The 13,235-nt window shown below is 73.3% G+C and carries 12 protein-coding genes; 6 read left to right on the top strand and 6 right to left on the bottom strand.

Going from position 1 to position 13,235, the window contains the following annotated elements; all coding sequences use genetic code 11:
* Positions 1-105: 105 nt before the first annotated feature.
* Positions 106-1,326: a GTP-binding protein gene (locus ACLBXO_RS10905; RefSeq protein ID WP_447685388.1), complete on the top strand. Its 1,221-nt coding sequence runs from the start codon at positions 106-108 to the stop codon at positions 1,324-1,326.
* Positions 1,327-1,335: 9 nt separating this feature from the next.
* Here the strand turns inward: ACLBXO_RS10905 and ACLBXO_RS10900 are convergent, their stop codons facing one another.
* From ACLBXO_RS10900 to ACLBXO_RS10890, 3 genes are all read right to left on the bottom strand, one after another.
* Entirely contained in the window at positions 1,336-1,962 is a 627-nt protein-coding gene (locus tag ACLBXO_RS10900) for a MarR family winged helix-turn-helix transcriptional regulator (protein ID WP_419539281.1), read from the bottom strand.
* Between the two features lie 84 nt (positions 1,963-2,046).
* Complete coding sequence (locus ACLBXO_RS10895; protein WP_331289920.1) at positions 2,047-2,436, bottom strand: response regulator; 390 nt, start codon at positions 2,434-2,436, stop codon at positions 2,047-2,049.
* Between the two features lie 134 nt (positions 2,437-2,570).
* Positions 2,571-3,836, bottom strand: coding sequence for an adenosylmethionine--8-amino-7-oxononanoate transaminase (locus tag ACLBXO_RS10890; RefSeq protein WP_447685387.1), 1,266 nt, complete (start codon positions 3,834-3,836; stop codon positions 2,571-2,573).
* Positions 3,837-3,927: 91 nt separating this feature from the next.
* On the opposite strand from ACLBXO_RS10890, the gene ACLBXO_RS10885 reads away from it, so the two are divergent.
* The 3 genes from ACLBXO_RS10885 to ACLBXO_RS10875 all read left to right on the top strand — a co-directional run bounded on the left by ACLBXO_RS10885 (position 3,928) and on the right by ACLBXO_RS10875 (position 6,684).
* Positions 3,928-5,046 (top strand): aminotransferase class I/II-fold pyridoxal phosphate-dependent enzyme, encoded by a 1,119-nt coding sequence (locus ACLBXO_RS10885; RefSeq protein ID WP_447685386.1) that lies wholly within the window; start codon positions 3,928-3,930, stop codon positions 5,044-5,046.
* 259 nt (positions 5,047-5,305) lie between these two features.
* Entirely contained in the window at positions 5,306-5,815 is a 510-nt protein-coding gene (locus tag ACLBXO_RS10880; protein WP_012317870.1) for an OsmC family protein, read from the top strand.
* 11 nt (positions 5,816-5,826) lie between these two features.
* On the top strand, positions 5,827-6,684 hold the full coding sequence (locus ACLBXO_RS10875) for a class I SAM-dependent methyltransferase (protein ID WP_447685385.1): 858 nt from the start codon (positions 5,827-5,829) through the stop codon (positions 6,682-6,684).
* Between the two features lie 112 nt (positions 6,685-6,796).
* Here the strand turns inward: ACLBXO_RS10875 and ACLBXO_RS10870 are convergent, their stop codons facing one another.
* Positions 6,797-8,395, bottom strand: coding sequence for a gamma-glutamyltransferase family protein (locus tag ACLBXO_RS10870; protein WP_447685384.1), 1,599 nt, complete (start codon positions 8,393-8,395; stop codon positions 6,797-6,799).
* 123 nt (positions 8,396-8,518) lie between these two features.
* On the opposite strand from ACLBXO_RS10870, the gene ACLBXO_RS10865 reads away from it, so the two are divergent.
* Both ACLBXO_RS10865 and ACLBXO_RS10860 read left to right on the top strand, forming a co-directional pair.
* On the top strand, positions 8,519-9,964 hold the full coding sequence (locus tag ACLBXO_RS10865) for a carbohydrate porin (protein ID WP_447685383.1): 1,446 nt from the start codon (positions 8,519-8,521) through the stop codon (positions 9,962-9,964).
* A gap of 57 nt (positions 9,965-10,021) precedes the next feature.
* Positions 10,022-11,557 carry a cation:proton antiporter gene (locus tag ACLBXO_RS10860; protein ID WP_447685382.1) on the top strand — a complete coding sequence of 512 codons (1,536 nt, stop codon included), beginning with the start codon at positions 10,022-10,024 and terminating at the stop codon, positions 11,555-11,557.
* A 12-nt stretch (positions 11,558-11,569) separates the two neighbouring features.
* On the opposite strand, the gene gshB is transcribed toward ACLBXO_RS10860, so the two are convergent.
* On the bottom strand, positions 11,570-12,526 hold the full coding sequence (gene gshB, locus ACLBXO_RS10855) for a glutathione synthase (RefSeq protein WP_331312559.1): 957 nt from the start codon (positions 12,524-12,526) through the stop codon (positions 11,570-11,572).
* 46 nt (positions 12,527-12,572) lie between these two features.
* Positions 12,573-12,875, bottom strand: coding sequence for a hypothetical protein (locus tag ACLBXO_RS10850; protein WP_447685381.1), 303 nt, complete (start codon positions 12,873-12,875; stop codon positions 12,573-12,575).
* Positions 12,876-13,235 lie beyond the last annotated feature (360 nt).

The following is a 13,235-nucleotide window of genomic DNA, read 5'->3' as shown; positions in this document are numbered from 1 at the left end:
GCGGCTGAGAAACGTTACATCGTTGCAACATTCCCGTCGCCCGCGTCGCGGCACGATTTCCCGCACCGGGTTGACTTTGAAACGTTATAACATCTTGATGGCGCCATGACCCAGCGCGACCCTCGTCTTCCCGTCACCGTCCTGTCCGGCTTCCTCGGAGCCGGGAAGACGACCCTGCTCAACCACGTGCTCACCAATCGCGACGGCCGCCGCGTCGCCGTGATCGTCAACGACATGAGCGAGGTGAACATCGACGCGGACCTGGTCCGCGCCGGGGGCGCCGACCTGTCCCGGACCGACGAGACGCTCGTCGAGATGACCAACGGCTGCATCTGCTGCACCCTGCGCGACGACCTGCTCGCCGAGGTGCGGCGGCTGTCGGAGACGGGTCGGTTCGACTACCTGCTGATCGAGGGGACCGGCATCGCCGAGCCGCTCCCGGTCGCCTCGACCTTCTCGTTCCGCGACGAGGCCGGGCGGTCCCTGTCGGATCTCGCCCGGCTCGACACGATGGTCACGGTGGTCGACGCGGTGAACCTGCTCAAGGATTACGGCTCGGCCGCCTTCCTGCGCGAGCGCGGCGAGACCGCCGGCGCCGAGGACACGCGCACGCTCGTGGACCTGCTGGTGGAGCAGATCGAGTTCGCCGACGTGGTGGTGATCAACAAGGCGCACGACGTCTCCGCGGAGCATCTCGCGCTGGTCCGCTCCGTCGTGCGGGGCCTGAACGCCGATGCCCGCATCCTCGAGACCGATCACGGGCGCGCGCCGCTCGCCGAGATCCTCGACACCGGCCTGTTCGACGAGGAGAAGGCGCAGCAGCACCCGCTCTGGTTCAAGGAACTCTACGGCGCCCACGCGCACGTGCCGGAGACCGAAGCGTACGGCATCGCCTCCTTCGTCTACCGGGCCCGGCGGCCCTTCGACCCGGAGCGCTTCAACGCCTTCGTCAACACCACCTGGCCGGGCCTGATCCGCGCGAAGGGCCACTTCTGGCTCGCGACCCGGCCGGACTGGGTCGGCGAGTTCTCCCTGGCGGGCGCCGTGGCCCGGGTCTCGGCGATGGGGTTCTGGTGGTCGGCCGTGCCGCGGCGGCGCTGGCCGGAGGCGCCCGAGTTCCGGCTGCGCCTCCAGGACGTCTGGAGCGAGGTCTGGGGCGACCGGCGGCAGGAGCTGGTCTTCATCGGCACCGGCATGGACGCGGCGGCGCTCACGGCGGCGCTGGACGCCTGCCTGATCGAGACCGGTGCGGACCGGGAGCCGTTCGATCCCGCGCCCTATCGCGGCCTGCCGGACCCGTTCCCGGCGTGGCGGCGCGCGGCCTGAGGCCGGCGGTCAGGTCGCCAGCGCCTCGGCCTCGTCCTCGGCCTCGATCTCGGCATCCGCCTCGGCCGTCTGACCGGAGGCGCCGGCCGCCTCCGCGAGGCCGCGGGCCGCCTTCCGCAGGAGCTTCCGGAGCCGGCGGCGATCGGTCTTGTCGAGGTGGTCGAGTAGTTCGGCCTCGACCTCCTCCTGGATCCGCTCGATGGCCTCGGCCTTGGCTCGGCCGGCCTCCGTGAGCTGGACCCGGACCACGCGGCCGTCGCCCGATTCGGCCCGGCGCTCGACGATGCCGAGGGCCGCGAGCCGCGTCACGGTCTTGGAGGCGGTGGGCGGCCGGACGCGCAGCAGGGCGGCGAGATCGCCCATCGTCATCGTGCCGGCCGCGGCCAGCGCCTGCACCACCTGCTCCTGCCCGGCGAACAGGCCGAGCTTGGCCAAGCGGTCGCCGGTCCGCGCCCGGTGCAGGCGCGCCGCCTGGACCAGGGCCCAGCCGACGCTGCGCACGCCGGGTGGCCGCAGCTTCTTGGACGGCAGGCCGAGCACGGCGGCCGCCTCGTCCTGGTGATCGCGCTTCTGCTTGTCGCCCACCGGAGCGCTCGAATTAGTGCCGGCGGCCGCCGGACGATCCTGAATCTGCACCGTCCACCCCCATCAAGCGGCCGCCCAGGTCCCTGTGGCGACGACCGGTGACGGTGCGATGACGGGGCTCGCGCGGAGGTCCGCTCAGCAGTGCATGAGACGCTGGAGCCGGTCCAGGATGTCCTCGCCGGTGCAGGGACGGGCGATGAACTCGGCGTGCTTGGGCATGCGGGCCGGGTCGGGCGAGGCGCGCCCGGACACGATCAGGATCGGCAGTTGCGGCCGCGCCTCGGCCACGGAACTCGCGAGGTCGAAGCCGTCCGTCTTGCCCGAGAGCTGCACGTCCGTGACGAGCCCGCAAATGTCCGGGCGCGCCTGCAGGATGCTCAGCGCCCGCTCGGCCGAGGCGCACTGAACGGTGTCGTAGCCGCCTTCCTCCAGCACGTCCCCGAGGTCCATGATCGTCAGCGCCTCGTCCTCGACGAGGAGGATTACCGGCCGATCGCCGCTCGAACCCGTCTGCTCGCTCGCCACTGTGTACTCCCTCCGGCAGCACCCGGCCGCGCGGGCCGCCGCACGCATCTCCAGCCGTAGGCCCAACGGCAGAAACGGTCCCGGGTTGCAGGCTGGTACTGGGGCTCGTCACGGGAAAGTGGGATGCGCGGGCGTCACGGCGATGACGGCGCCAGCTCGACCACCACCCCGGCGACGGCCTCGATCAGCCGGTCGAGATCCGCCGCACCGATCGTGAGGGCCGGGGTGAGGTAGACGATATCGCCGAAGGGCCGCACCCAGACGCCGCGGGCGAGCAGGGCCGCCTTCAGGACGGCCAGATCGGGCGCCCGCGCGAACTGGACCGCGCCGATGGCCCCGAGGACCCGGACATCGGCCACGCCGGGCACCCGCCGCAGCGGCTCCAGCCCCGCGGCGAGGCGCTCCGCGATGGCGCGGGCCTGGGTCAGGCGCGGCTCGGTCTCGAACAGGTCGAGGCTGGCATTGGCCGCCGCGCAGGCGAGGGGATTGGCCATGAAGGTCGGGCCGTGCATCAGCGCCGCCGCCGGATCCTCGGACCAGAACGCCGCGAACACCTCGGTGCGGGCGACCGTGGCGGCGAGCGCCATCGTGCCGCCCGTGAGCGCCTTTGACAGGCACAGGATGTCGGGCACGATCCCCGCCTGCTCGCAGGCGAACAGGCTGCCGGTGCGCCCGAAGCCGGTGAAGATCTCGTCGGCGATAAGCGGCAGCCCGTGGCGGCGGGCCAGGCGGGCGACCGTCGCGAGCACCTCCGGCGGGTGCGTGCGCATCCCGCCGGCACCCTGGACCAGCGGCTCGACGATCACCGCCGCCAGGGTGTCGCGATGGGCCGCCAGGGCGGCATCGAGCGCCGCGGTCTCGGCCGCGCCCCGCGGCAGGTCGCAGAAGATCTGGCTCGGCAGGTAGGCACCGAAGCGGCGGTGCATGCCCTCCTCGGGGTCGCAGACCGACATCGCCCCCATCGTGTCGCCGTGGTAGCCGCCGCGGAACGCGAGGACCTTCGTCCGCCCGGTGACGCCGCGGTTGATCCACATCTGTGCCGCCATCTTGAGCGCGACCTCGACGGCGACCGAGCCCGAATCGCTGAGGAAGACGTGGTCGAGACCGCCCGGCAGCAGGGCGGCGAGCCGCCGGGCCAGGGCCTCCGCCGGTGCGTGGGTCAGGCCTCCGAACATCACGTGCGGCATGCGCGCGAGCTGGTCGGCCACCGCGCCCGCTATGTGCGGGTGATTGTAGCCGTGCACGGCGGTCCACCAGGAGGCGATGCCGTCCACGAGCTCGCGGCCGTCGGCGAGGCGGATGCGGGTGCCGTGAGTCGCGACCGCCTCCAGGGGCGGCGCCGCGCGGTGCATCTGCGTGTAGGGCCGCCAGAGATGGCCTGCGGGCGCTGCGAGGGTCATGCCTCCGGCATGGTGGGGCCTCGGACGGCGGTCAAGGGTCCGGCACCGGGCGCTTGACTTTGCCGGCGCGGCACCGCCCATCCCCGTCCCCATGGACAGCCTCGACGCCTTCGCCACCGGGAAACTCGACGCCCTCGAGGCCGGCAGCCTGCGCCGCAAGCTGGTGCCGACGGAGCGCGGCGCCGGCGCCGCGGCGGCGCGGCGGGGACGGGCGCTCGTCTCCTTCTCGTGCAACGATTATCTCGGCCTCTCGCACCACCCGCGGGTGATCGCGGCGGCTCAGGCGGCCGCGGCGTCCCACGGGGCGGGGGCGGGCGGGTCGCGGCTCGTGACCGGCGATCATCCCCATCTCGGCGCGCTGGAGGCCGGCCTCGCCCGCCACAAGGGCACGGAGGCCGCGCTGGTCTTCGGCAGCGGCTACCTCGCCAATCTCGGCATCACCCCGGCGCTCGCCGGGCGGGGCGATCTCGTCCTGCTGGACGAACTGTCCCACGCCTGCATGTGGGCGGGCGCGCGGCTCTCGGGCGCGCGGGTCCAGACCTTCCGCCACAACGATCCCGGCGACCTCGCGGCGCGGCTCGCCGAGCACCGGCCGCACCACGGGCGCGCCCTCGTGCTCACCGAGCGGGTCTTCAGCATGGACGGCGACCGGGCGCCGCTCAGCGACATCCTGGCCATCGCCGAGTCCTTCGACGCCTGGACGCTGGTGGACGATGCCCACGGCATCGGCGTGGTCGAGGACGGACCGCGCGCGCCCCTCGAGATGGGCACCCTGTCGAAGGCGCTCGGCTCCTACGGCGGCTATCTCTGCGCCTCGCGCCCGGTCGTCGACCTGATGACGAGCCGCGCCCGCAGCTTCGTCTACACCACCGGCCTGCCCCCGGCCTCGGCCGCCGCTGCCCTGGAGGCGCTGGCGATCCTGGAGGCGGAGCCCGACCGCCGGGCCCGTCCGCTCGCCCTGGCCCGGCGCTTCACCGCCCGCCTGGGCCTGCCGGAGGCCGAGAGCGCGGTCGTGCCGGTGCTGGTCGGCGAGGCGCAGAGGGCGCTCGACATCTCGGCGGCGCTGGAGGCGCAGGGCTACCTCGTGGTGGCGATCCGGCCGCCGACCGTGCCGGCCGGGACGGCGCGGCTGCGGGTCGCCTTCTCGGCCGCCCACGACGAGGCCCAGGTCGACGCCCTCGCGGAGGCCGTGGCCGCCCTGATCGACTGAGCGCGGGCGCTTCCCGGTGATCGCGCCGATTCTCAGAGCTGCGGACAGAACGAGCGGCTGCGGACACCGTTCGTCTCTGCGGGCGCGGCGAAGCGATCCTGGGCGGCGCGACCTCTGAGATCCGCGGCGCTACACCGGATCGCTTCGCCGCGCCCGCAAAGACGGTGAGGGCTTGGCGACAACCTGCTAAGGCGTTTCGCGCACCGAGAACCCGATCCGGCCGCCGGAGGTCGGGCGACACCATCGAGAGGACGACGCCATGGACGCCACCGCGCTGCGAGCCCTCCAGGCTCCGATCAAGGACAAGTACCGCACCGCGCCGGACGCGGCGGTCATCACCTTGAAGGCCAGGGGCACGCTGGACGACACCAAGATCGCCTGCAAGGTCGAGACGGGCCGCGCCATCGCGGAGGCCGGGCTGCATCCGGCCACGGGCGGCTCGGGCGCGGAGCTGTGCTCGGGCGACATGCTGCTGGAGGCGCTGGTCGCCTGCGCGGGCGTGACGCTCAAGGCGGTGGCCACAGCCCTGGAGATCCCGCTGCGCGCCGGCACGGTCAGCGCCGAGGGCGACCTCGATTTCCGCGGCACCCTCGGAGTCGACAAGGAGGCGCCGGTGGGCTTCCGGAGCATCCGCCTGTTCTTCGAGCTCGACACCGACGCGCCGGAGGACAAGCTCGCCCAGTTGCTGAAGCTGACCGAGCGCTACTGCGTGGTCTTCCAGACTCTCAACCACAAGCCGGAACTGTCGGTCGCTGCGACGACGGCCTGACGGAGGGCAGCATGGCGGGCGGCATCACCCAGGCCGAGTACTGGAACGGCGAGGTCGGGACGCGCTGGGCGCGCAATCAGGCCGTCCTCGACGCGATGTTCGTCCCGCTGACGGAGGCGCTCTTCGCCCGCGCGGGGCTCGGTCCGGGCGAGACGGTGCTCGACATCGGCTGCGGCGCGGGTGCCACGACCCTGGAGGCGGCGCGCCGGGTCGGGCCCGGCGGCGGCGTGACGGGCGCCGACATCTCGGCGCCGCTCCTCGCCGTGGGGCGGGATCGCGCCGAGGCGGAGCCGCCCGGCGCCGCCCCGATCCGGTTCGTCGAGGCCGATGTCGAGGCGGCCGATCTCGGCCGGTTCGACCGGGTCGTGTCGCGGTTCGGCGTGATGTTCTTCCCGGATTCCGCCCGCGCCTTCGCCAACGTGCGCCGGATGCTCCGGCCGGGCGGCCGGATGACCTTCCTGTGCTGGCGAGCCCTCTCGGAGAACGCGTGGGTGGGCGTGCCGCGCGACGCGGTGCTGCCGCTCCTGCCGGAGGTGCCGCCGCCGCCGCGGCCCGACACGCCGGGGCCGTTCCGCTTCGCCGACGCCGACCCGCTCGTCGCGCTCCTGCGCGGGGCCGGGTTCGACGCCGTCACCTGCGACGCCCTCGACCGGGACATCGTCCTCGGGCAGGGCGAGACCGACGCGGCGGCGATCGCGGCGGCCACCCACGTCGCCCTGAACCTCGGGCCGAGCTCGCACCTCGTCCGCGAGGCCGCGCCGGAGCTTCGGGCGCGCGCCGAGGCGGCCGTGGCGGAGGCCCTCAGTCGGCACGCGGCGGGCGGCGCCGTGCGCCTGCGCGCCGCCTGCTGGCTCGTTCAGGCGGGCTAGGTTCCGCGCCGCGACCCCGGACATCCCGCTGTCCTGGGTGACTGCGCCGCGCGCGCGATGACGGAAGGGTGCGGCAGCCGCCGAGGTCGAGCGGAGGTCGATCGGAACGGTATCAGAGCCCCAGGGCGCCGCCGTCCGAGCGCGGGTCGTGGGTCGCCTCGATCCGCCCGTTCCGGGGATGGCAGACCAGCATGCCCGCGTGGCCGAGTGAGTCGATGTAGGAGCCGCCGAGCTCCTCGATCTCGTGGCCGAGGCGGCCGAGGGCCGCGATGCAGGCCGGATCGAACCGGTCCTCCACCTTCACGCTGAGGGAGGGCGCCCCCCAGGTCCGCCCGTAGAGCAGGCGCGGCGCGTCGACCGCGTCCGCCACCGACATCCCGTAATCGGCGTAGCGGGTGAAGATCTGCGCCTGGAACTGCGGCTGCCCGTCGCCGCCCATGCTGCCGTAGCTCATCACCCGCCCGTCGTCGAAGGCGGCGAGCGCCGGGATCAGCGTGTGGAACGGGCGCCGGCCCGGCTCCAGCGGGTTCACGGCCTTCGGGTCGAGGGAGAACGACATGCCCCGGTTCTGCCAGCAGATGCCGGTGGCGGGCAGGACCGTCCCGGAACCGTACTCCCAGTAGACCGACTGGATGTAGGAAACGGCGAGGCCGTCCTTGTCGATCGCACCCATCCAGACCGTGTCGCCGTGGCCCGGATCGGGCAGGGGCACCCGGGCGGCGCGGCCCATATCGACGAGCGCGGCCTCGCGGGCGAGCCGGTCCGGGGTCAGGAAGGTGGCGGGGTCGTGCCGCAGGCGGGCGAAGTCGGTCACCACGCGGTCGCGGATCACGAAGGCCCGCTTCGTCGCCTCGATCAGCCCGTGGTAATGGGCGGTGGTCTCGGGCTCGGCGATGTTCAGCCGGTCGAAGATCCCGAGGATCAGGAGAGCCGCGAGCCCCTGGGTCGGCGGCGGGAAGTTGTAGAGCGTCGCGTCGCGGCGGCGGATCGACAGGGGCGCGCGCTCGACCGCCGCGAAGGATTCCAGATCCGCGCGGGTGACCGGCGCGCCGAGCCGCTCCAGGTCGGCGGCGATCTCACGGCCGATATCGCCGCGGTAGAAATCGCCGAGGCCCGCATGGGCGAGCTGCTCCAGGGTGGCGGCGAGCAGCGGGAGGCTCCGGGTCTCGCCGGCCGGGAAGGGCTTGCCCGCCTTCAGGAACGTCCGCGCGAAGTTCGGGGCGTCGTGGAGCGTGTCGAGTTCCTGGGGCACGTAGCGCGCCTCCGACGGTGAGACCGGGACGCCGGCCCGCGCCTGCGCGATCGCGTCGGCGAGCAGGGTCTCCAGCGGGAGGCGGCCGCCCAGCGCCCGCGCCAGCTCCAGGGCGAGGCGCCAGCCGCCCACCGCGCCCGCGACCGTGACCATCGCGTCGGGGCCGCGGGCCGGGATCGCGTCGAGCTCCTTCTCCCGGTAGCGCGGGATCGTGGCGAGGCGCCCGGCCGGGCCGCAGGCCTCGATGCCGCGCACCCGGCCGCCGCGCTCGCGCACCAGCCAGAAACCGTCGCCGCCGATGCCGTTCATGTGCGGGTACACCACCGCGATGGAGGCGGCCATCGCCACCATCGCCTCGATGGCGTTGCCGCCCTGCGCCAGGACGGTCTGGCCGGCCCGGGCGGCGAGGCTGTGGGGCGCGGCGACGGCGGCGGACGTGAAGACGGGAGTCTCGGGCATCGACGGTCCTGTGGTGTACCGGCCGCAGGGTTAGGCGAGCGCGCGGCTCCTGCAAAGGTCGGGCGTGTTCGACCAGCGCGCCGTGCTATGCTCTCGCCCGTACCGTCACCGACAAGCGGGCCCATGGTCCGGAAGCTCACAGCCTGGTTGGCCCTGGCCCTGTCGGCCGTGCCCGCCGCCGCCCAGCAGCGCGCGCCCACGGTCTTCGAGGGCGCGGGCGCCGATCCGCGCGTCTCGGTCTCCCAGCCGGAAACCACCAGCCAGGCCTCCGGCGGCTACGTCCGCTCGGTCGAGCCCTATCTCGGGCCGCTCGGCGATCCGCTGGGGATCCGCCCGGTCCTGAAGGAGCGGGGCATCGAGTACAGCCTGACCTACATCGTCGACGTGCTCGGCAACCCGGTCGGCGGCCTGCGGCAGGGCGCGATCGTCGAGGACCGCCTCAACCTGCGCCTCAACCTCGACCTCGACCGGCTCGCGGGCTGGGAGGGGGCGACGGTCCACGCCAACGCCTACTTCATCCACGGCACCGGCCTGTCGCGCTACTACGTCGGCAACCTGCTCACGACGAGCGTCATCGAGGCGCTGCCGTCCACGCGGCTCTACGTGCTCTGGTTCGACCAGAGCCTGATGGACGGAAAGCTCGGGATCCGGATCGGCCAGCAGGCCGCCGATACCGAGTTCTTCGTCAGCCAGACCGCGACCCTGTTCGTGAACTCGACCTTTGGCTGGCCGGCCATCACCGGGCTCGACCTGCCGAGCGGCGGCCCGGCCTACCCGCTCGCGGCGCCGGCGATCCGGGCCAAGTACGTGCCGGGCAACGGCTTCTCCCTGCAGGTCGGCCTCTACGACGGCGATCCGGCCGGCGCGAACCGCCCCGGTCGGGATCCGGAGGCGCAGCGCCTCGACCGGACGGGCACGAATTTCCGCCTGCGCGATCCGGCCCTGATCATCGCCGAGGCGACCTACGCGTACAACATCGCGCCCGGCGCCCGCGGATTGCCGGGCGACATCACCCTCGGCGGCTGGCAGCATTTCGGCCGGTTCGACAGCCTGCGCTTCGACATCACCGGCGTGCCGCTGGCCGACCCGAACGCCACCGGGATCGGCCGGCCGGTGCGCGGCAATGCCGGCCTCTACGCGATCTACGACCAGACCCTCTACCGGGAATCCGGCAAGGACGACGAGGGCCTGGGCTTCTTCGTGCGCGCGGCGTGGTCGCCCACGCGTTCGAGCCTCATCGACGCCTACTTGGATACCGGCCTCGCCTACAAGGGCCTGTTCGAGGGTCGCGACGACGACACGGTCGGACTCAGCTTCGCCTACGCCCGCATCGGCGACGATGCCCAGCGGGCCGACCGGGACACGATCCTCTACACCGGGATGCCGATGCCCCGGCGCCGCGCCGAGGCGGTGATCGAGGCGACCTATCAGGCGGTGGTCGTGCCGGGCTTCACCGTGCAGCCCGACGCGCAGTACGTCATCCGGCCGGGCGCCGGGATCGCCGGTCCGGACGGCCGCCGGCTGCGCAACGCGGCGGTGTTCGGCCTGCGCGCGACCGTGCAGTACTGAGCCGGCCTGCGACCGCGGCACCCGGAACGCTCCCGGGACCCAGCCTCTTTCAGCAGCATGTTGATTTTCGAGTGGGTCGTCGGCGTCCTGTTCGGTGCCGTCCTCCTGGCCGGCGTCGCGCGCCGGTTCGGGGCGCCGTATCCCGCCTTCCTGGCACTGGGCGGCGTGGGCCTCGCCTTCGTCCCCGGCGTCCCGAACCTGCGGCTCGATCCCGAACTGGCGCTCGCCCTGTTCCTGGCACCGGTCCTGCTCGACGCCGGGTTCGACGCCTCCGTGCGGGACCTGAAGGAGAACTGGCGCCCGGTGCTCGGGCTCGCGGTCGGGGCCGTCGCGGTGACGGCCGTCGCGGTCGCGGTCGTGGCGCGGCTCGTCGTGCCGGACATGCCGCTCTCCGCCTGCATCGTGCTGGGCGCCGTGGTCGCGCCGCCCGACGCCGTGGCGGCGCTGGCCGTGCTCAAGCACGCGCCGATGCCGCACCGGCTCGCCACGATCCTGCGCGGCGAGAGCCTGCTCAACGACGCGGCCTCGCTGCTGATCTACCGGCTCGGCGTGACGGCCGCGATGGCCGGCACCTTCCACCCGGCGGAGGTGGCGCCGGCCTTCCTCCTGGGCGTGGTCGCGAGCCTCGCCGTCGGCCCCTGCCTCGGCCTGCTGTTCGTGGCCGTGACCCGGCGCGTGACCGATCCGGCGAGCGCGATCGTGCTGCAATTCGTCGCCGCCTTCGGGATCTGGCTCGCCGCGGAGCGGCTGGAGCTGTCGGGCGTCCTGACCATCGTGACCTTCGCGGTGACGGTCGCCCGCCGGGCCCCCGGCGTCACCGCGCCGCGCGCCCGGGTGATCTCCTACGCGGTCTGGGACACGGCGGTGTTCGTGCTCAACGTCCTGGCCTTCGTGCTGATCGGCATCCAGATCGACCCGATCCGGGAGCGGCTCAGCGGCGCGGACGCGTGGCAGGCGCTGGTCCTCGCGGGCGCGACCTTCGCCACCGTGGTGCTGACCCGCCTCGCCTGGGTGATGCCGACCACCGGGATCCGCGGCTTCGGCCTCCGGCAGGCCGGCGCCCCGGCGCGGCTGGGCCCGGGGATCGCCCTGTCGTGGGCGGGCATGCGCGGGATCGTCACCGTGGCGGCTGCCCTGGCGCTGCCCGCCGCGTTCCCGCACCGGGATCTCGTGGTGGTCACGGCGTTCGTCACGGTGCTCGGCACCCTGATCGTCCAGGGCCTGACCCTGCGGCCGCTGCTCGCCCGTCTGCGGCTGGAGGACGACGATCCGGTGGGCCGGGAGACCGGTTGGGCCCGCGCCGCGGCCTACGAGGCCGCCCTGGAGAGCCTCGCCGACGCGGAGAACGAGCCGGCGACCGACGCCCTGCGCGCCGAGTTCCGCGCGGCCCTCGCGGAGGCCGAGGCGCACGACGAGGGCCTGGCGCCGGAGAGCCTGCCGGCGGATGCCGCGCGGCGGCGCGCCGTCGAGGCCGCCCGCGACGCGGTGCTCGCCCTGCGCCGCCAGGGCCGGATCGGCGACGACGCCTACTACCTGCTGGAAGAGGAGTTCGACTGGGCCGAGCTCAGCGCGACCCCGCGCGCGGAGACCTGAGCGCGCGCCCCGTCAGACGCCCTTGCGCGCCGCGATCCGGGCCTCGATCGCGTCCCAGACGGCGACCGACAGGTCGGGGCCGCCGAGCCGCTGGATCGCCCGGATGCCGGTGGGGGAGGTGACGTTGATCTCGGTGAGGTGCCCGTCGATCACGTCGATGCCCACCAGGATCAGGCCCCGCCGCGCCAGTTCCGGCCCGATCGTGGCGCAGATCTCGCGCTCGCGGTCGGTCAGCTCGGAGGCGGAGGCGGCGCCGCCGCGCACCATGTTCGAGCGGATGTCGTTCGCGGCCGGGACGCGGTTGACCGCCCCCATCGGGACGCCGTCGACCAGGATGATGCGCTTGTCGCCCTCGGTGACCCGGTCGAGGTAGCGCTGCACGACCCAGGCCTCCCGGAAGGTCGTGGCGAACAGGTCGAACATCGAGCCGAAATTCGGGTCCTTCTCGGTGACCTTGAACACGGCCGCGCCGCCGTGCCCGTGCAGCGGCTTCATCGCCACGGTCCCGTGCTCAAGCCGGAAGGCCTCGATCTCCGCCTTGTCGCGGCTGATCAGGGTCGGCGGCATCAGCTCGGGGAAGTCGAGGACGAACAGCTTCTCGGGCGCGTTGCGCACCTCGAAGGGATCGTTGACCACGAGCGTCTCCGGATGGATCCGCTCAAGCATGTGGGTGGCCGTGATGTAGGCCATGTCGAAGGGCGGGTCCTGGCGCATCAGCACCACGTCCGCCTCGGCGAGGTCGAGCCGTTCCGGCGGCGCCAGGGTGAAGTGCGCGCCCTCGACGTCCTGCACGGTCAGCCGCTCGACGCGGGCGGTCACGCGCCGGCCCTGCATCGAGAGCCGGTCGGGCGTGTAGTAGACGAGCGCGTGCCCCCGCCGCTGGGCTTCCAGCAGCAGGGCGAAGGTGGTGTCACCCGCGATCCGGATATTCTGGATCGGGTCCATCTGGACCGCGACGGTCAGGCTCATACCAAACGCCCCTCGCCAACGGCGGGCAACTCGACCAAGTCCCGTCTCAATCGTCGGACAGGGACTTGCTGCCCGTGCGCTTGTCGTAGTCGCCGATCGCGGACCGGCACTCGGGGGACAGGCGCTTGCGGTTGCGCATCATGCAGCGATCCGCGTCCTGACTGTTCGGATCGACGCCCGCGCAGAGGCGGAAATAGTCGTTCGCGCAGCCGAGCTGCAGGCCCTGGTCCTCGCGTTGGGCGTAGGCGGGGCCGGCGGTCAGCGCGGACAGCGCGGACAGCGCCAGCGCCGCGATGGCCAGCCCGCGGCGGCGGGAGGCGCGCAGGGATCGTTCCGGAACCAGTCGCATTCAGCGGTGTCCTCAATCTCGATCGGGCGGGGAGCCGACGCGGCGGTCCCGCCATCGCCCGTGCCCGGCATATCGGTCGGGCCGGGCGGTAGGCAAGCGTCGAGGGTCCCGAGGGGTTCCGCGCGGCAACGTCGCGGCCACGCTTCGCCGCGGTGTGGCGCGCGGGTCGCACAGCGGGTCGCACGATGGGTCGCCGGGCGCCGCCGCCCGGCGGGACGGGCCGCACATAAGAAGGCCCCGTCCGGGATCGGACAGGGCCTCAAGTCGAAGGGAGGAAACGCCCGCCATGGGCACGGACAGCTACGCAATTCACGCGCCAACTCCCGCCAGCACCGCGTTTCCCGGCCGGAGCCCGGAAAG

This window comes from Methylobacterium sp. C33D, from assembly GCF_053345825.1.
The sequence above is the reverse complement of the archived record's forward strand: the minus strand, read 5'-3'. Positions and strand labels throughout refer to the sequence as shown.